Source organism: Massilia sp. Root418 (genome assembly GCF_001425265.1).
Classification (GTDB): Bacteria; Pseudomonadota; Gammaproteobacteria; order Burkholderiales; family Burkholderiaceae_D; genus Rugamonas.
In genome coordinates, this window is the sequence record NZ_LMEC01000002.1 from 47,597 (window position 1) to 63,529 (window position 15,933).

Below are 15,933 nucleotides of genomic sequence, written 5' to 3' on the forward strand. Positions count from 1 at the left end.
CTTGTGCTTTTCGGGTGGATCAGAAGCTGTAGCTCAGGCTGGCCTTGACGGCGCGGCCGGTGATGGCGCGCGCGGCGTGGCCGTCGCCTTCCACCTCGGTGTAGCCCAGCTTGTTGAACAGGTTGTTGGCGGTCAGCGACAGCACGGTCTGCGGGTTGACTTGGTACTTCACGAAGGCGTGCACCACGCGGTAGGCCGGCATGTTGATGGTGTTCGCGTCGTCCGCCCACGAGCGGCCGGTGCCGATGATGCTGGCGCCGACAGTGACGTCGCCGATTTCATAGCTAGGCGCCAGCTGGTACACCACCTTGGCCTGGCGGCGCGGCGTATGGCCGATCACCGACTCCTGGCCGGGCGCGGTGCCCGTGATTTCCGCGTCGGTGTAGGTCAGGCCGCCGTTCACGCGGAAGCCGCCCATGCTCCATGCCGCTTCCAGCTCGGCGCCCTTGGCCTCGTAGCGGTTGGCGGTGCTGAGCTGCGTGGTCGCCTCGTAGTTGCTTTCGTTGGTCTTGGCCTGGAACAGCGTGAGGAAGGCGCTGGCGCCGCCCTGGCGCCATTTCACGCCGCCCTCCACCTGCTTCACCGTGTTCAGGCTGATGGGCGCACTGCCATCCAGCGGGCTGCCGAACAGGATGCGGTCGGCGTTGAAGGACACCCCGTCGCTGACGCGGGCGAACAGGGCCAGGTTGCGCTGCAGCTGGTAGTTGCCGCCCACCGAGTAGGAGGTGTGGTCCACCTTGTAGTTCACCAGCTGCTGCGTGGCCGCGTCGTAGCGCAGGCCCGCCGTGGCTATATTGGCGCTGCCGCTGGCGCGCTGGTTGTCCTTGCGTACGCTGGCGTCGATGTTCAGCGGGCCGCTTTCCCAGCCCAGGTTCACGTAGGGCGAGGTGAGCTTGTATTCCATGTCCACGGCGCGCGAGCAGCAGGCGCCGAAGGCTGGGCCGATCAGGCCTGGCGTGGCATTGGCCGTCTGCAGCAGCGCCGGGCTGTCCGCCTTGGCCTGCACCAGGTACTCGTTGAAGTTCCAGGTCAGGCCCAGCTTCTGCAGCGAGTTGTACAGGCCGGCCGTGCCGGTCAGCTTGCCGCCGCCGGCCGTCAGGGACTTGGACAGCTTGACGTCGTTCAGGGTATTGCCCGCGTCGTCGATGGAAGTGTTGAACACCACGGCGTTGAAGGCGCGGCCGTTGTAGGCCTGGCCCTTCTGCGGACCGGTGGCGATGGTGTACGCGCCCATGGCGCCGTTATTGGACGGGAACACGCCGATGAAGCGGCCGCTGTTGTCGCTCTTGCGGAAGTTCTCGCTCAGCGTGACGCCATTGCCCAGGTCCAGCTGCAGGGCCACGCCGAAGCTGTCGCTCTTCACGGCCAGGCCGTCGTTGACGTTGCTGGACACATGGCCGTTGCCCTTGTCCAGCGACACGTCGCGCACCCAGTATGGCGAGTAGAAGCTGACGCTGCGCGGGTCGAGGCCCGGAATCTCTGCGATGCGGCCGTTGTTGACCTGCACCGGCACCGGCAGCGCCGTGGGCGACTTATCGTCCAGGTGCTTGAAGGACAGGCGCAGGTAGCCGCGCTCGAATTCGTGCGTGAGGTTGCCGCGGATCTGGCCGCCCTCTTCCGTGCTCATGCCGGTGCGGCGGATGCCTTCGCCGGTGCGGTAGTGGCCGCCGATGAAGAAGCGGGTCTTGTCGGTGAGCGGGGCGCCGTAGCTGAAGTCGTAGCGGGTCTGGTCGTAGCCCAGGCCGCGCGAGATGCCGATGCTGCCGCCCTTGGTCTCGCCGGTCTTGCTGATGAAGTTGATGATGCCGCCCGGCGAGTTGCTGGCCAGGGTGGAGGCCGAACCGCCGCGCACCACTTCCAGGTGGTCCAGCGTGCCGTCGATCTTCACATAGCTGTCCGGCGTGATGAAGTTGAAGTCGCCCGATTGCAGGATGGGCAGGCCGTCTTCCTGCATCTGCACGTAGCGCGAGCCGCCGGCCGAAATCGGCACGCCGCGCACGGTGATGTTGGCGTTGCCTTCGCCGCCGGACGACTCCGAGCGCAGGCCCGGCACCGAGCGCAGCACCTCGGCGGCGCTGGTGGGCGCGGCCAGGGCGATGGTGTCGGGGTCCATGGTGCTGACGGATACGCTGGACTTCATCTTGGAACTGCCGCGCGCGGTGCCGGTGACCACCACGCGCTCCATGTTCAGGCCGTCGGTGGCGGTGGTGGCGGTGGCGGTGGCTTCGGGAGCGGCAGCGGACTGCGCGGCGGCGCTCAGGTGCATCAGGGCGGCTGCGACGGCCGCAGCCATGCAACCCGGTTTGGCGGGATGGTTTTGCATCGTGTCTCCTGGTTTTCTCGGTGGCGCCGCATCGTTGGCGGCAGGTCTGCGGTGTGCAGTTGCCTCATTATTCACCAGTTCCAAATTTATTGCAATCGATTGCAATAAATATTTGAAAGACACGCAGCAGCTCGGCAAGCATCAGTTGCAAACGGTTGCATTCGCGCCAGGGCGGCGCCGGGAAAGATCAGGCGCTGGCGCGCCGCACCAGCTCGGTAGGAAGTTGCTGAGACACAGCGTCGTGTCCATCGGCCAGGGCCAGCAGCGCGCCCACCAGCGCGCGCCCGGCGGCGGCGATGGGCTGGCGCACCGTGCTCAGCGGCGGATGGAAGTAGGACGCCAGCTCGATATCGTCATAGCCGACCACGGCCACGTCGTCGGGCACGCCGCGTCCCAGGGCGCGCAAGGTATTGATGGCGGCCATGGCCAGCAGGTCGCTGCAGGCGAACAGGCCGTCGAACTGCGCGCCGCGGCGCTGCAGTTCGCGCACGCCCTCTTCGCCGCCGCCCGGCAGGAAGGACACCGGCACCATCAGTTGCGGATCGGCCTGCAGTCCCTGCGCGGCCAGCGCGTTGCAATAGCCCAGGTAGCGCTGCGCCACCTCGGGCAGGTTGGTGTCGCCGAGGAAGGCGATGCGCTTGCGGCCCTGCCCCAGCAGGTGGGCCGTGGCCAGGGCGCCGCCGGCCACATTGTCGCCGCCCACGGTGCAGTACAGCTGCTGCGGCAGCTGCGCACCCCACACCACGATGGGCACGCGGCGCGCGGCCAGCTGGTTCAGCTGGTCATGGTGGCGCCACTGGCCGATCAGGATCACGCCGATCACGCGGCCGCTGTCGAAGGGCTGCGCGGCGGCATCCAGCGTGCCGGCGTCCACCCGCGTGAGCAGCATGTCCAGGCCCTGCTCGGTGAGCGCGTCGGCCAGGCTGCCCAGCATGGCCAGGAAGAAGGGATCGGTGAGCTGCTGGCGGGTGTCCGGATCGTACGGCACCACCACGCCCACGGTGCGGTTCTGCTTCAGGCGCAAATTCTGCGCGCCGATGTTGATGGAATAGTTGAGCGAGCGCGCCAGCTCCATCACGCGCTGGCGCGTTTCGTCGTTGACCAGCTTGCTGCCCGCCAGCGCGCGCGACACGGTGGACGTGGACACGCCCGCCAGGCGCGCGATGTCGGCCATCTGCAGGCGGCGCTGCTGGGCGCTGGGCGCGTCCGGCTTGGTGGGCGGCATGGGTGGGAGGCGAAGCGTGATGGCGAAGCGTTACTGCGGCGCGGTATCGCGGAACGACGGCCGCTCGGACAGCTTGTCGTACAGGCGCGCCAGGTTGGGGTGGGCGCCGCGCCAGTCGATTTCCGGGAAGCGGAACGACAGCCAGCCCAGGGTGCAGCCCACGGCCACGTCGGCCAGCGTGTAATGGATGCCTGCGCAGTACGGCGAATCGTCCAGCTTGCGCGACAGTTCGGCCAGGCCCAGCTCCACCTTCTTCAGCTGGCGCGCGATCCAGTCCGCGCTCTGCTGCTCGGGCGGACGCTGGGTGCGCTCCAGGCGCACCAGCACGCCGGCGTCGGTGACGCCGTCCGCCAGGGCTTCCCAGCACTTGATGTCGGCGCGGTCGCGGCCATTGGGCGGCAACAGCTTGCAGACCGGGGTCAGCGTATCGAGGTACTCGACCATGACGCGCGAATCGATCATCGCCTGGCCGTCTTCCATGATCAAGCAGGGTACCTTGCCGAGCGGATTGACTTCATTGATGCGGGTTTCGGACACCCACACGTTTTCCAGCTCGAACTGGTAATCCAGCTTCTTTTCTGCCAACACAACACGGACTTTGCGTACATAAGGACTGGCGAGGGAACCGATTAGTTTCATAGGGGCCAACAGGGTAGGAGTAGCTGGCAGTATAACATCGACAATCCGGGCCGAGGCGCTGCGGTGGTAGAATGGCGGCCTGCTGCGTCTTCATTAGCTCCGTCTTCCTTAACTTGTTTCCCGCCTCCATGACTACTACGCCCTACTCCACTCTGTCGGCCCTGTCTCCCCTCGATGGCCGCTACGCTTCCAAGACCGACAAGCTGCGCCCCATCCTGTCCGAGTCCGGTTTCATGCACAACCGCGTGAAGGTTGAAATCAACTGGCTGCAAGCGCTGTCGCAAGCCGGTTTCGCCGAGATCAAGCCGTTCTCCGCCGAGGCCACCGCGCTGCTGGACAAGCTGGTATCGGGCTTCACGGAAGCCGATGCGGCCCGCATCAAGGAAATCGAAGCGGTCACCAACCACGACGTGAAAGCCGTGGAATACTGGCTGAAAGAGCAAGTGAAGGACGTGCCGGAGCTGGTGGCCGCCACCGAGTTCATCCACTTCGCCTGCACCTCGGAAGACATCAACAACACCTCGCACGGCATGATGCTGAAAGCGGCGCGCGACAGCGTGATGGTGCCGGCCCTGCAAGGCCTGGTGGCCAAGCTGACCGAGATCGCCCACGTGAACGCCGAGCTGCCGATGCTGTCGCGCACGCACGGCCAGACCGCCTCGCCGACCACCCTGGGCAAGGAGTTCGCCAACGTGGTGGCCCGCCTGCAGCGCGCCGTCAAGCGCATCGAGCAGGTGGAAATCCTGGGCAAGATGAACGGCGCCGTGGGCAACTACAACGCCCACCTGTCGGCCTACCCGTCGTTCGACTGGCCGGCCTTCTCGCAAGCGGTGATCGAGCAGCGCCTGGGCCTGGTGTTCAACCCGTACACCATCCAGATCGAACCGCACGACTACATGGCCGAGCTGTTCGACGCCTTCGCGCGCGCCAACACCATCCTGCTGGACCTGAACCGCGACATCTGGACCTACGTCTCGCTGGGCTACTTCAAGCAAAAGCTGAAGGCCGGCGAAATCGGCTCGTCCACCATGCCGCACAAGGTCAACCCGATCGACTTCGAAAACTCGGAAGGCAACCTGGGCCTGGCCAACGCCGTGCTCAAGCACCTGTCCGAGAAGCTGCCGGTATCGCGCATGCAGCGCGACCTGACCGACTCCACCGTGCTGCGCAACATCGGCGTGGGCCTGGGCTACACCCTGCTGGCCTACGACAGCTGCCTGCGCGGCCTGAACAAGCTGGAAGTGAACCCGGCGCGCCTGGCGGCCGACCTGGACGCCAGCTGGGAAGTGCTGGCCGAGCCGGTGCAGACCGTGATGCGCCGCTATGGCATCGAGAACCCGTACGAGCAGCTGAAGGAGCTGACCCGCGGCAAGGGCATCTCCAAAGACGCGCTGCGCGACTTCATCACCGGCCTGGCGATCCCGCAGGAAGCCAAGGACCTGCTGCTGGCCATGACCCCGTCCAATTACATCGGCATTGCCGACAAGCTGGCGAAGGCCATCTAAACGCCGGCATGGCGGGTTACGGCGTGCCGCCTGACCCGCCCTACGATTTCCGGACGCTGCAACGTAGGGCGGGTTAGCGAAGCGTAACCCGCCAATCGCAATCTAAGGGAGTCTTAAGCACGTTTGGTTTTTCTTTGGTATATTAGTCCTAACACGTACTAATTTCCGAAAGACGCCGATGCAACGCTATTCCAAAACCGCCATGCTGTTGCATTGGCTGGTCGCCATCCTGATCATTGCCGCCTTCTTCCTGGGGCTGACCATGGTCGACATCAAAGGCTTCTCGCCGACCAAGCTCAAGTACTACTCCTGGCACAAGTGGATGGGCGTGACCGTCCTGCTGCTGGCTACCGTGCGCATCCTGTGGCGCAAGGCCAATGTGCCGCCGCCACCGCCGGCCAGCCTGCCGCAATGGCAAGCCAGGGCGGCCGACGCCATGCACTACGCGCTGTACTTCTTCATGTTCGCCGTGCCGGTCTCCGGCTACCTGTACACCACGGCCGCCAACGTGCCGGTGGTCTACCTCGGCCTGTGGCAAATTCCCGCCCTGTTCGAAGGCACGCCCGAGCTGAAGGAATTCTTCAAGCCCATCCATTACTGGCTGAACATGGCCATGGCCGCCTGCGTGCTGGCCCATGCCGGCGCGGCCCTGAAGCACCATTTCCTCGACCGCGACGACGTCCTCAAGCGCATGCTGCCCAAGCTCGGCTGAGTACCGGCCCACCCACCTTTCATTTACCCGGAGTCCCCATGAACACCACGCACCGCGCCGTACTCGTTTCCCTGCTGGGCCTGACCCTGGCCGCCAGCGCCGCCGTCTTGAAAACCGATCCGGCCAAGTCCACCGTCTCGGCCACCTTCAAGCAGATGAACGTGCCGATCGAATCCAAATTCAAGAAGCACAACATCGTCATCGACTACAACGCGGCCGCGCCGGAAAGCTCCAAGGCCACCGTGGAAATCGAGACCGCCAGCATGGACCTGGGCGACGCCGACATGAACAAGGAAGTGGCCAAGAAAGAATGGTTCAACTCGGCCCAGTTCCCGAAAGCCACCTTCACGTCCACCGCCATCAAGAGCGCCGGCCCCGGCAAGCTGACCGTCACCGGCAAGCTGACCATCAAGGGCAAGGCCGCCGACGTCAGCTTCCCGCTGACCGTCAAGGCCGACGGCAAGAACCAGGTGTTCGACGGCGCTCTGCCGATCAAGCGCCTGGCCTTCAACATCGGCGAAGGCGAATGGAAGGACACCGGCATGGTGGCCGATGATGTTACGATCAAGTTCCACGTAGTAGCCCAGTAAAAATCCCCCTTTGCACGGAGACACAATGAAATTCAAGTTCCTGATCGCCGCCCTGATCGCCGCCACCGCCGGTTCGTCCATGGCTGCCGAAACCTTCAACATCGACCCGAACCACACCTTCCCGAGCTTCGAGGCCGACCACATGGGCCTGTCCGTATGGCGCGGCAAGTTCGGCAAGACCACCGGCACCGTGGAACTGGACCGTGCAGCCAAGAAGGGCAGCCTGGACATCGTGATCGACGCCAAGTCCATCGACTTCGGCCTGGAAGCGATGAACGCCCACGCACGCAAGCCTGAAATGTTCAACGTCGAGCAGTTCCCGCAGGTGAGCTACAAGAGCACGTCGATGAAGTTTGACGGCGACAAGCTGGTGGCGGTGGAAGGCAACCTGACCCTGCTGGGCGTGACCAAGCCGGTGACCCTGAACGTGAGCAAATTCAAGTGCATCATGCATCCGCGCTACAAGCGTGAGGTGTGCGGCGCCGATGCGACCGCTGAATTCAAGCGCAGCGACTTCGGCCTGAACTACGGCCTGCCGAACTTCTCGCCGGAAGTGAAACTGGCGATCCAGGTGGAGGCGATCAAGGCCGATTAAGCCTGGGCGCTCCACTCAAAAGCCTCCGCTGCCTTGTGCTGCGGGGGCTTTTTTTATGGGCCGCCGTGCTGCACGCAATGGCGGGTTACGCTGAGCTAACCCGCCCTACACGCCCTGCCCGCCCTATTTTTGCGCCAGCAGGGACTGGATGGCGGCCTCGGTCTGGCCGTACTGGCCTTCGCCGAAGTGGGTGTAGACCACCTTGCCGCTGCGGTCGATCAGGTACAGCGCCGGCCAGTATTGGTTGTGGTAGGCGCCCCAGGTGGCGTAGCGGTTGTCCTGCGCCACCGGGTAGCGGATGTCGAAGCGCTTGATGGCGGTCTGCACGTTGGCGGTGCTGCGCTCGAAGGGAAATTCGGGCGTGTGCACGCCCACCACCACCAGGCCCTGGTCCTTGTACTTGTCGTGCCAGGACTTCACGTGCGGCAGCACGTTGATGCAGTTGATGCAGGTGTAGGTCCAGAAGTCGACCAGCACCACCTTGCCGCGCAGCTGCTGCACCGTCAGCGCGTCGCTGTTGAGCCATTTCTCGATGCCGGTGAATTCGGGTGCTGGCGTGGGGTTTTTCAGCGGTCCGGCCAGGGCACCGCCGCTGGCAATCGCGATGGCGGCGGAAGCGGCGGCCAGCGCCAGGGTGCGTGGGATGTTCATGTCACAGTCCTTTCAGGGTAGGGAAAACGGAAGCGAGTTTGGCGTAGAACAGGATGTCGTATTGCAGGTAGATGGCCGCGGCGGTGGCGATCACCAGCACGCCGAATAGCTGCTGCAGGCGGCCGGCGTGGCGCGCCACGAAGCGCACCTTGGCGGTGGCGTACTGGCCGCCGTAGATGATGCCGAGCATGGGGATGGCGGCGCCCACGGCGTACAGCGTGACCAGCAGCGCCGACCAGGCCAGGTCCTGCGAGCGCACCACCAGCGCCAGGATGGAGGCCAGCACCGGCCCGGCGCACGGGGTCCACACCGCACCCAGCGACATGCCCAGCACGAAGCCGCCGGCGTTGCCGTCGCGCGGGCCGGAGCCGGAGCCCGTGCCGGGCAGGGCATGCTGCAGGCGCGCCACCAGCCAGTCGTAGGGACGCGGCCAGAGGCGCAGCAGGCCGGAGATGGCCAGCATGGCGATGGCGGTGTTGCGCAGCGCTTCCTGCGCCGCATGCACAGCCGACGACACGGCGCCCAGCAGCATGGCGAAGGAAGCGAAGGTAAGGATGAAGCCGGCGATGATGTAGAGCGGCCGCCTGTTGCCGCTGCGGTTACCACTGCCACTGCCGCTGCCGGCGGCGGGCTGGCCGGCCGCGCTGCCCAGCAGGATGGGCATCACCGGCAGCACGCAGGGCGAGGCGATGGTGGCCACACCGGCCAGCAGGGCCAGGGGCGTTTCGAGCAGGTTGTACATGGCGCCGCCTTCAGGATGAGTTTCGATAGGCTCCATTGGACCCGCCGCAGGTATCCTGCTTGTGTCCTGCGCGCCGCGCCGCTGCAATGTAGTGTGTACGGCGCAGCAGCGGATACAGAGGGATACAAAGGAGCAAATCGGCTGGGTTATCATGGCTGCATGGAAAATACCGACCACGTACTCATCGTCGACGACGACCGGGGCATCCGCGAACTGCTGGCTGCCTACCTTGAAAAGAACGGCATGCGCGTGTCGCTGGCGGCCAACGGGCGCCAGATGCGCGCGGTGCTGGAACAGGGCGAGCCCGACCTGATCGTGCTGGACCTGATGCTGCCCGGCGAGGACGGCCTGCTGCTGTGCCGCGAACTGCGCGCCGGCAAGCACCGCACCGTGCCGGTGCTGATGCTCACCGCGCTCAGCGAAGAAGCCGACCGCATCGTGGGCTTGGAAATGGGCGCGGACGATTACCTGTCCAAGCCTTTCGCCTCGCGCGAGCTGCTGGCGCGCATCCGCGCCGTGCTGCGCCGCGCGCGCATGCTGCCCAAGAATATGCAGGTGACGGAAGCGGCCCATGTGCTGGGCTTCGGCGACTGGAAGCTGGACACGGTGGCGCGCCACCTGCTCGACGCGGACGGCACCATGGTGGCGCTGAGCGGCGCCGAATACCGCCTGCTGCGCGTGTTCCTCGACCATCCGCAGCGCGTGCTCACGCGCGACCAGCTGCTGAACCTGACCCAGGGCCGCCAGGCCGACGCCTTCGACCGCTCCATCGACCTGCTGGTGAGCCGCCTGCGCCAGACCCTGAAGGACGTGGCGCGCGAGCCGCGCTACATCAAGACGCTGCGCAGCGAAGGCTATGTGTTCTCGGCCGCCGTGACGGTGCTGGAGGGGCGCGAATGACAGCGGCGGCCAAGGCCCAGGCCGACGCCCCCGGCACCGGCGCCGGCTCGCGGCTGCGCTGGCCGCGCTCCCTGTTCGCGCGCCTGGCGCTGATCCTGTTCGTGGGCCTGGCGGCCGGCAACGCCGCCTCCTTCTGGCTCACCATGACCGAGCGCAACCAGGCCACCATGAACGTCATGGTGGGCTACATCGAACGCGAGGTGGCCAGCTCGGTGGCCCTGCTCGACCGCCTGCCCGCCGCCGAGCGCCCGGCCTGGCTGCCGCGCCTGGCGCGCCGCAGCTACCACTTCATGCTGGAACCGGGCGTGTCCGGCGTGGCGCCGGACGCCACGCTGTCGGCACGCGTGGCGGCTTCCATCAAGGACGGCATCGGCACCGACTATGCGCTGACCGCCAACGCCGTGCCGGGCGAGCGCGAGCGCCTGCAGGTGCACCTGCGCCTGAGCGACGGCGCACCGCTCACCATCGACATCACGCCCATGCCCGGCATACCGCTGTCGCGCTGGCTGCCGCTGCTGCTGGCCTTGCAGCTGGCGGTGCTGGCGGGCTGCTGCTGGGCCGCCGTGCGCCTGGCCACCCGGCCGCTGCACCAGCTGGCGCAGGCCGCCGACACGCTGGGGCCGGACCTGAAAGCCGAACGGCTGGCGGAAGACGGCCCGTCCGAAGTGGCGCGCGCGGCACGCGCCTTCAACGCCATGCAGGACCGCATCGCCGGCTACATGACCGAGCGCCTGCAGATCCTGGCCGCCATCTCGCACGACCTGCAAACCCCGATCACGCGCATGCGCCTGCGAGTGGACATGATGGACGACGCGCCGCAGCACGCCAAGCTGCAGCAGGACCTGCAGGAGATGGAAACGCTGGTCAAGGAAGGCGTGGCCTACGCGCGCACGCTGCACGGCACCGGCGAAGAGCCGCGCCGCATCGATCCCGACGCCCTGCTCGACAGCATGCTGGCCGACTATCGCGACGCGGGCCACGACGTAAGCCTGCACGGCAAGGCCGGCGCGGCGCTCACGGCGCGGCCGCAGGCGTTGCGCCGCGTGCTGGGCAACCTGGTGGACAACGCGCTCAAGTTCGGCGGCGCGGCGGAAATCCAGGTGGCGCCGCAGGCGGGCGAGCTGGCGATTTCCGTGCTGGACCGCGGTCCCGGCATTCCGGCCGAGTCGCTGGAGGCGGTGTTCGAGCCCTTCGTGCGGCTGGAGACGTCGCGCAACCGGGGCACCGGCGGCACGGGACTGGGACTGGCGATCGCGCGCCAGCTGGCGCGCGCCATGGACGCCAAGCTGACCCTGCACCAGCGCCCCGGCGGCGGCCTGGAGGCGCGCCTGGTTTTGCGCTCCTGATTGCGTGCCTGAATGCGTGCCTGGCCGCGTGCCTGACTGCCTGCCTGGCTGCGCCTAGGGCGGCGGCACGGCGGGACGGAAGTGGCTGGGCGGCGCCCCCGCCCACGAAACAAAGGCGCGCCTGAAATTGGTGGCGTCGCTATAACCGAGCCGCGCCGCGATTTCATTATTATTCAGGTCGCTGGTCTTTAAATAACTGAGCGCCAGTTGCATGCGGTGGCGCGACAGGATCTCGCTATAACTGGTGCCCTCCGCTTCCAGCCGGCGGCGCAAGGTACGGGCATTCACAGCCAGTTCCCGCGCGATCTCCTCAATATTGGGATATACGCCCGAACAGCCCAGCAATATCATCAGCACCGCCCCGGCCGCCGTGGCATTGCGCGTCATCTTCTGCAGGGACTGCTCACACAATTCCAGCATCATCGCGTGCGTGATAGCGTCGGCTTCCGGCCGGTCTTTTCCAGCTAGTATTTCCTTGAAAACGATTTCATTTTTTGGCTGATTAAACAAAATATCGCAGTTAAATATCGCCATATAATCGCCCGCATGCGGCGGCGCCGGAAAGCGCAAGCTGATTCTCTTGAATTGAAAATCGTCCCCATATAAATCCCGGGTCATCGCACGGAAACACGACATTTTTAATTCGACAACAAAGCGGTATAAAGGATCGGTGGGCGCGCAAGCGAGATTGGGTTCCACCTCCCATATTGCCCAGCCTTCCCTGCCGGCATAGCGCAGCTTGGTCAGCGGGTCGATCAGGCAGTTGTATTTCAGGATGGTGTGCAGCAGCGCTGTGCGGTTGGGACTGCTGAGAATGGCAAAGCCCAGGATGCCGCAGGCGGACGCGTTGAAGCAAGTGCCCACTTGCAGCGAGATGGCTGGCGCGTGCAGGATCGCGTTGCGGATCACCGCCAGGATCTGCAGCACGGAAAAGCGGGTCGACGCCACGCCGATCTCTTCGGCGCTGATGCCGCTGCCTGCCAGGGCCTGCTGCGACGGCACGCCGCGCAGCGCCAGCTGGTTCAGCAGGAACACCACCGCGTGAGCCGGGTAGAACCGCACGCCGTGGCTGTAAGGGGCGGCACCTGCGGGGGACGGGCTGGAGTCCTGAAGCAATTGGCTTGACTTGACTGACTGATTCATCTCTCTATACCTGTCCTGAATTGACCTGAAGAATGTCCGGCTATGACCTATGAACGTTTCCCAAAAGGAAGTATATTGGTCATTTTGCAATTCAGCGCCAACTGATTCAGGAAAAAATTATATCACCCGCGCTTAACAAGTTCATAAATTGTAAGCCGCATTTTACATTTCTCATTAAATCGCTAAGTAGTATTCCACTCTGACGCTTTAGCAATAGATCAATTCGATGATTTTTATCAGAGGCTGCCTTTGGGCCTTGCTTGTGATCGCCTTGATTCTGATCTGATGCCTGAAAGATCCCGGATATGTTCAAGAAAATCACGCGCGGGCAGGCCCGCGTCGGCATGTACGTGCAGGAACTGTGCGGCAGCTGGTACCACCATCCATTCTGGGCCCGCTCATTCCTGATACGCGACGCCGCCATGCTGGCCAAACTGCAGGCCAGCGCGGTGGAAGAATTGTGGATCGACACCGCCAAGGGCGTTGCCGGCGGCGGCGAGCTGGCCGAAGCCGCCGCGCTGGTGGAGCGCTCGCGCGCCGCCGTGCTGGCCCTGTTCAAGCAGGTGCGTGCTGGCGACGCGGCCGCCCTGCCCGCCGCGCTGTCGGCCACGCTGCCGCTGGTGGACGACATCGTCGCTTCGGTGGCGCACAACCCGGGCGCGATGCTGGGCCTGGTGCGCCTGCGCAGCAGCGACGACTACACCTACAGCCACTCTGTGGCCGTGTGCGCGCTGATGGTGGCGCTGGCGCAGCACATGGGCATGGACCGCGCCGCGGTGCGCGAGTGCGGCCTGGCCGGCCTGCTGCACGACATCGGCAAGGCCACGGTGCCGGCCGAGATCCTCAACAAGCCCGACCGCCTGAGCGCCGCCGAATTCGAAGCGGTCAAGCTGCACCCGGTGGCCGGGCACGCCCTGCTGAACGCGGCCGGCGGCCTGTCCGCCGTGGTTGCCGACGTGTGCCTGCACCACCACGAGCGCTACGACGGCATGGGCTACCCGTCCCGCTTGCGCGGCGACGCCATCAGCCTGCAGGCGCGCATGGGCGCCGTGTGCGACGTGTATGACGCCATCACCTCGCAGCGCCCCTACAAGGCGCCGTGGAGCCCGCCGGACGCGCTGCGCCGCATGGCCGCCTGGACCCGCGAAGGCCATTTCGACCCCGCCGTGTTCGCCGCCTTCGTGCGTTGCCTGGGCATCACGCCTGCCGCAAATTTCACTTGCGTTACCGAAGTGAATTTACTATAGTCGTTGTCAATTCACCAAACAAAGCGCCAAGCAAAGCGCCAAGCAAAGCGCCAGACATGCCACCACCATGAGCAAAACCTCCTTCGCCGACAAGAACTGTCCCATCGCCCAGACGCTGGAGCAGGTGGGCGAATGGTGGACCTTCGTCATCCTGCGCAACGCCTTCTGCGGCATGCGCCGCTTCCAGGAATTCCAGCAGCACCTGGGCATCAGCACCAGCATCCTCACCCAGCGCCTGAACCGCCTGGTCGACAACGGCATCATGCTGCGCCAGCCGGCGCCGGACGATGGCCGCGTGATCCACTATCTGCTTACCGACAAGGGCCGCACGCTCTACCCCATCCTGGCCGCGATGACGCTGTGGGGCGAGCAGTGGGCGCCCAATCCCAAGGGCGCGCGCCTGACCATGGTGGAACGCGCCACCGGGCTGCCGGTGGCTGGGGTGGGCATCCTGTCGGCCGGCGGACACCAGCTGATGCCGGACCAGATCGATACGGTGGCCGGCCCCGGAGCCGATGACAGCACGCACGCATTGATGCGGATACGAGAGGAGACGATAAAAAATGCATCCTGAACTGCACGCCCGGCACTGGCTCAAGTCCTACCCCGACGGCGTTCCCGCCACCATCGACCCGGCCCAATACAGCTCGCTGGTGCAGCTTTTCGACGAATCCTTCAGCCGGTTCGCCGCGCGCAAAGCCTACCTGTGCATGGGCAGCGCCATGACGTACGCGCAGATGGACACCTATTCGCGCAGCCTGGCCGCGTGGCTGCAGCAGCGCGGCCTGGGCAAGGGCGCGCGGGTGGCGGTGATGATGCCCAATGTGCCGCAGTACCCGGTGGCGGTGGCCGCCATCCTGCGCGCCGGCTGCACGGTGGTCAACGTCAACCCGCTGTACACGCCGCGCGAGCTGGCGCACCAGCTCAAGGACTCGGGCGCCGAAGCCATCATCATCCTGGAAAACTTCGCGGTGACGCTGGAACAGGTGCTGGCCGGCATGCCGCCTGGCGCCATCCGGCACGTGGTGGTGGCCGCCATGGGCGACCTGCTCGGCACACTCAAGGGCACACTGGTCAACCTGGTGCTGCGCAAGGTGAAGAAGATGGTGCCGGCCTTCCGCCTGCCCGGCGCCGTGCCCTTCCGCCAAGCGCTCAGGGAGGGCGCGCGGACGGCGCTGCGGCCGGTGCAGCTGGGCCACAGCGACATCGCCTTCCTGCAGTACACCGGCGGCACCACCGGCCTGTCCAAGGGCGCTACGCTCACGCATCGCAACGTGATCGCCAACATGCTGCAGAACGATGCCTGGGCCGGCCCGGCGCTGCGCCAGGCGCAGGCGGACGGCGAACTGGTGACCGTGTGCGCGCTGCCGCTGTACCATATCCTGGCGCTGAACGCCTGCATGCTGATGGGCGCGCGCTGGGGCGCTACCAATCTGCTGATTCCCAACCCGCGCGACATGGCCGGCTTCGTGAAGGAACTGGCCACGGTGCGCGTGAACTTCTTCCCCGGCGTGAACACGCTGTTCAACGGCCTGCTGAACCAGCCCGGCTTTTCACAGCTGGATTTTTCCGGCCTGCGCATTACGCTGGGCGGCGGCATGGCGGTGCAGAAGGCGGTGAGCGACCGCTGGCGCAGCGTGACCGGGGTGGCCATCCTGGAAGGCTACGGCCTGTCCGAAACCTCGCCCACTGCCACCCTCTGCCCGCCCGGCCAGGCGGAGTTTTCCGGCACCATCGGCCTGCCGGTGCCGTCCACCGACGTTGTCATCCTGGACGACGACGGCCAGCCCCTGCCGCACGGCCAGCCGGGCGAAATCGCGATACGCGGCCCACAGGTGATGGCGGGCTACTGGAACCGTCCCGACGACACGGCGCAGGTGATGACGGCGGCCGGCTACTTCAAATCGGGCGACGTGGGCGTGATGGACGAACGCGGCTACGTGAAGATCGTCGACCGCAAGAAGGACATGATCCTGGTGTCCGGCTTCAACGTCTATCCCAACGAAGTGGAAGGCGTGGTGGCGGCGCACCCGGACGTGCTGGAATGCGCCTGCATCGGCGTGCCGGACGCGGTCTCGGGCGAGGCGGTCAAGCTGTTCGTGGTGCGCCGCCATGCCTCGCTCACGCGGGAGCAGCTGATGGACTACTGCAAGGCGCAGCTGACCGCCTACAAGAAGCCCAAGCACATCGAGTTCCGCGACGCGCTGCCGAAATCGAACGTCGGCAAGATCCTGCGCCGCGAGCTGCGCGCCGGGGAAGCGGTGGCCGACGCATAAATATGTTTGACAACATCTAAATTCCTGGCGTACTATCGC

The 15,933-nt window shown here is 65.6% G+C and carries 15 protein-coding genes; 9 read left to right on the forward strand and 6 right to left on the reverse strand.

The genetic code is table 11. The features are described 5' to 3' along the window. Positions 1–19 precede the first annotated feature (19 nt). The 3 genes from ASC94_RS05955 to ASC94_RS05965 all read right to left on the reverse strand — a co-directional run bounded on the left by ASC94_RS05955 (position 20) and on the right by ASC94_RS05965 (position 4,187). Positions 20–2,323 (reverse strand): TonB-dependent receptor domain-containing protein, encoded by a 2,304-nt coding sequence (locus ASC94_RS05955; protein WP_056392289.1) that lies wholly within the window; start codon positions 2,321–2,323, stop codon positions 20–22. 187 nt (positions 2,324–2,510) lie between these two features. Continuing rightward, positions 2,511–3,548: a LacI family DNA-binding transcriptional regulator gene (locus tag ASC94_RS05960; RefSeq protein WP_056392292.1), complete on the reverse strand. Its 1,038-nt coding sequence runs from the start codon at positions 3,546–3,548 to the stop codon at positions 2,511–2,513. A 30-nt stretch (positions 3,549–3,578) separates the two neighbouring features. Next, positions 3,579–4,187, reverse strand: coding sequence for a glutathione S-transferase family protein (locus ASC94_RS05965; RefSeq protein ID WP_056392294.1), 609 nt, complete (start codon positions 4,185–4,187; stop codon positions 3,579–3,581). A gap of 128 nt (positions 4,188–4,315) precedes the next feature. Between ASC94_RS05965 and purB the strand changes: the two genes are divergently transcribed. The 4 genes from purB (at position 4,316) to ASC94_RS05985 (ending at position 7,589) form a co-directional block, all read left to right on the forward strand. Continuing rightward, the gene (purB, locus tag ASC94_RS05970) at positions 4,316–5,692 is read left to right on the forward strand and encodes an adenylosuccinate lyase (RefSeq protein WP_056392296.1); all 1,377 of its coding nucleotides are present in this window, start codon (positions 4,316–4,318) and stop codon (positions 5,690–5,692) included. A 178-nt stretch (positions 5,693–5,870) separates the two neighbouring features. Next, the gene (locus ASC94_RS05975; RefSeq protein ID WP_056392298.1) at positions 5,871–6,404 is read left to right on the forward strand and encodes a cytochrome b; all 534 of its coding nucleotides are present in this window, start codon (positions 5,871–5,873) and stop codon (positions 6,402–6,404) included. Positions 6,405–6,442: 38 nt separating this feature from the next. Continuing rightward, positions 6,443–6,994, forward strand: coding sequence for a YceI family protein (locus tag ASC94_RS05980; RefSeq protein ID WP_056392299.1), 552 nt, complete (start codon positions 6,443–6,445; stop codon positions 6,992–6,994). A 25-nt stretch (positions 6,995–7,019) separates the two neighbouring features. Continuing rightward, positions 7,020–7,589 carry a YceI family protein gene (locus ASC94_RS05985; protein WP_056392302.1) on the forward strand — a complete coding sequence of 190 codons (570 nt, stop codon included), beginning with the start codon at positions 7,020–7,022 and terminating at the stop codon, positions 7,587–7,589. Positions 7,590–7,712: 123 nt separating this feature from the next. Here the strand turns inward: ASC94_RS05985 and ASC94_RS05990 are convergent, their stop codons facing one another. Both ASC94_RS05990 and ASC94_RS05995 read right to left on the reverse strand, forming a co-directional pair. After that, positions 7,713–8,240 (reverse strand): thioredoxin family protein, encoded by a 528-nt coding sequence (locus tag ASC94_RS05990; protein WP_056392306.1) that lies wholly within the window; start codon positions 8,238–8,240, stop codon positions 7,713–7,715. A gap of 1 nt (position 8,241) precedes the next feature. Then, entirely contained in the window at positions 8,242–8,982 is a 741-nt protein-coding gene (locus tag ASC94_RS05995; protein ID WP_056392308.1) for a cytochrome c biogenesis CcdA family protein, read from the reverse strand. A gap of 159 nt (positions 8,983–9,141) precedes the next feature. Here ASC94_RS05995 and ASC94_RS06000 point away from each other — a divergent pair, with 159 nt between their 5' ends. Both ASC94_RS06000 and ASC94_RS06005 read left to right on the forward strand, forming a co-directional pair. Continuing rightward, positions 9,142–9,882 (forward strand): response regulator, encoded by a 741-nt coding sequence (locus tag ASC94_RS06000; RefSeq protein ID WP_056392310.1) that lies wholly within the window; start codon positions 9,142–9,144, stop codon positions 9,880–9,882. Beyond that, positions 9,879–11,228: an ATP-binding protein gene (locus tag ASC94_RS06005; protein ID WP_056392313.1), complete on the forward strand. Its 1,350-nt coding sequence runs from the start codon at positions 9,879–9,881 to the stop codon at positions 11,226–11,228. Before ASC94_RS06000 ends, ASC94_RS06005 begins: the two co-directional genes overlap by 4 nt. A gap of 54 nt (positions 11,229–11,282) precedes the next feature. Here the strand turns inward: ASC94_RS06005 and ASC94_RS06010 are convergent, their stop codons facing one another. After that, a complete protein-coding gene (locus ASC94_RS06010) occupies positions 11,283–12,371 on the reverse strand; it encodes an AraC family transcriptional regulator (protein ID WP_082616283.1) in 1,089 nt (362 codons plus the stop codon). Between the two features lie 305 nt (positions 12,372–12,676). Here ASC94_RS06010 and ASC94_RS06015 point away from each other — a divergent pair, with 305 nt between their 5' ends. The 3 genes from ASC94_RS06015 to ASC94_RS06025 all read left to right on the forward strand — a co-directional run bounded on the left by ASC94_RS06015 (position 12,677) and on the right by ASC94_RS06025 (position 15,894). Beyond that, entirely contained in the window at positions 12,677–13,618 is a 942-nt protein-coding gene (locus ASC94_RS06015) for an HD-GYP domain-containing protein (protein WP_056392316.1), read from the forward strand. 67 nt (positions 13,619–13,685) lie between these two features. After that, the gene (locus ASC94_RS06020; RefSeq protein WP_056392319.1) at positions 13,686–14,192 is read left to right on the forward strand and encodes a helix-turn-helix domain-containing protein; all 507 of its coding nucleotides are present in this window, start codon (positions 13,686–13,688) and stop codon (positions 14,190–14,192) included. Further along, complete coding sequence (locus tag ASC94_RS06025; RefSeq protein ID WP_056392321.1) at positions 14,182–15,894, forward strand: long-chain-fatty-acid--CoA ligase; 1,713 nt, start codon at positions 14,182–14,184, stop codon at positions 15,892–15,894. Before ASC94_RS06020 ends, ASC94_RS06025 begins: the two co-directional genes overlap by 11 nt. The last annotated feature ends 39 nt before the right edge of the window (positions 15,895–15,933 follow it).

Coding starts and splice junctions, on each gene's coding strand:
- ASC94_RS05955 (WP_056392289.1), bottom strand. CDS start 2,323: ATGCAAAACCATCCCGCCAAACCGGGTTGCATGGCTGCGGCCGTCGCA.
- ASC94_RS05960 (WP_056392292.1), bottom strand. CDS start 3,548: ATGCCGCCCACCAAGCCGGACGCGCCCAGCGCCCAGCAGCGCCGCCTG.
- ASC94_RS05965 (WP_056392294.1), bottom strand. CDS start 4,187: ATGAAACTAATCGGTTCCCTCGCCAGTCCTTATGTACGCAAAGTCCGT.
- purB (WP_056392296.1), top strand. CDS start 4,316: ATGACTACTACGCCCTACTCCACTCTGTCGGCCCTGTCTCCCCTCGAT.
- ASC94_RS05975 (WP_056392298.1), top strand. CDS start 5,871: ATGCAACGCTATTCCAAAACCGCCATGCTGTTGCATTGGCTGGTCGCC.
- ASC94_RS05980 (WP_056392299.1), top strand. CDS start 6,443: ATGAACACCACGCACCGCGCCGTACTCGTTTCCCTGCTGGGCCTGACC.
- ASC94_RS05985 (WP_056392302.1), top strand. CDS start 7,020: ATGAAATTCAAGTTCCTGATCGCCGCCCTGATCGCCGCCACCGCCGGT.
- ASC94_RS05990 (WP_056392306.1), bottom strand. CDS start 8,240: ATGAACATCCCACGCACCCTGGCGCTGGCCGCCGCTTCCGCCGCCATC.
- ASC94_RS05995 (WP_056392308.1), bottom strand. CDS start 8,982: ATGTACAACCTGCTCGAAACGCCCCTGGCCCTGCTGGCCGGTGTGGCC.
- ASC94_RS06000 (WP_056392310.1), top strand. CDS start 9,142: ATGGAAAATACCGACCACGTACTCATCGTCGACGACGACCGGGGCATC.
- ASC94_RS06005 (WP_056392313.1), top strand. CDS start 9,879: ATGACAGCGGCGGCCAAGGCCCAGGCCGACGCCCCCGGCACCGGCGCC.
- ASC94_RS06010 (WP_082616283.1), bottom strand. CDS start 12,371: ATGAATCAGTCAGTCAAGTCAAGCCAATTGCTTCAGGACTCCAGCCCG.
- ASC94_RS06015 (WP_056392316.1), top strand. CDS start 12,677: ATGTTCAAGAAAATCACGCGCGGGCAGGCCCGCGTCGGCATGTACGTG.
- ASC94_RS06020 (WP_056392319.1), top strand. CDS start 13,686: ATGAGCAAAACCTCCTTCGCCGACAAGAACTGTCCCATCGCCCAGACG.
- ASC94_RS06025 (WP_056392321.1), top strand. CDS start 14,182: ATGCATCCTGAACTGCACGCCCGGCACTGGCTCAAGTCCTACCCCGAC.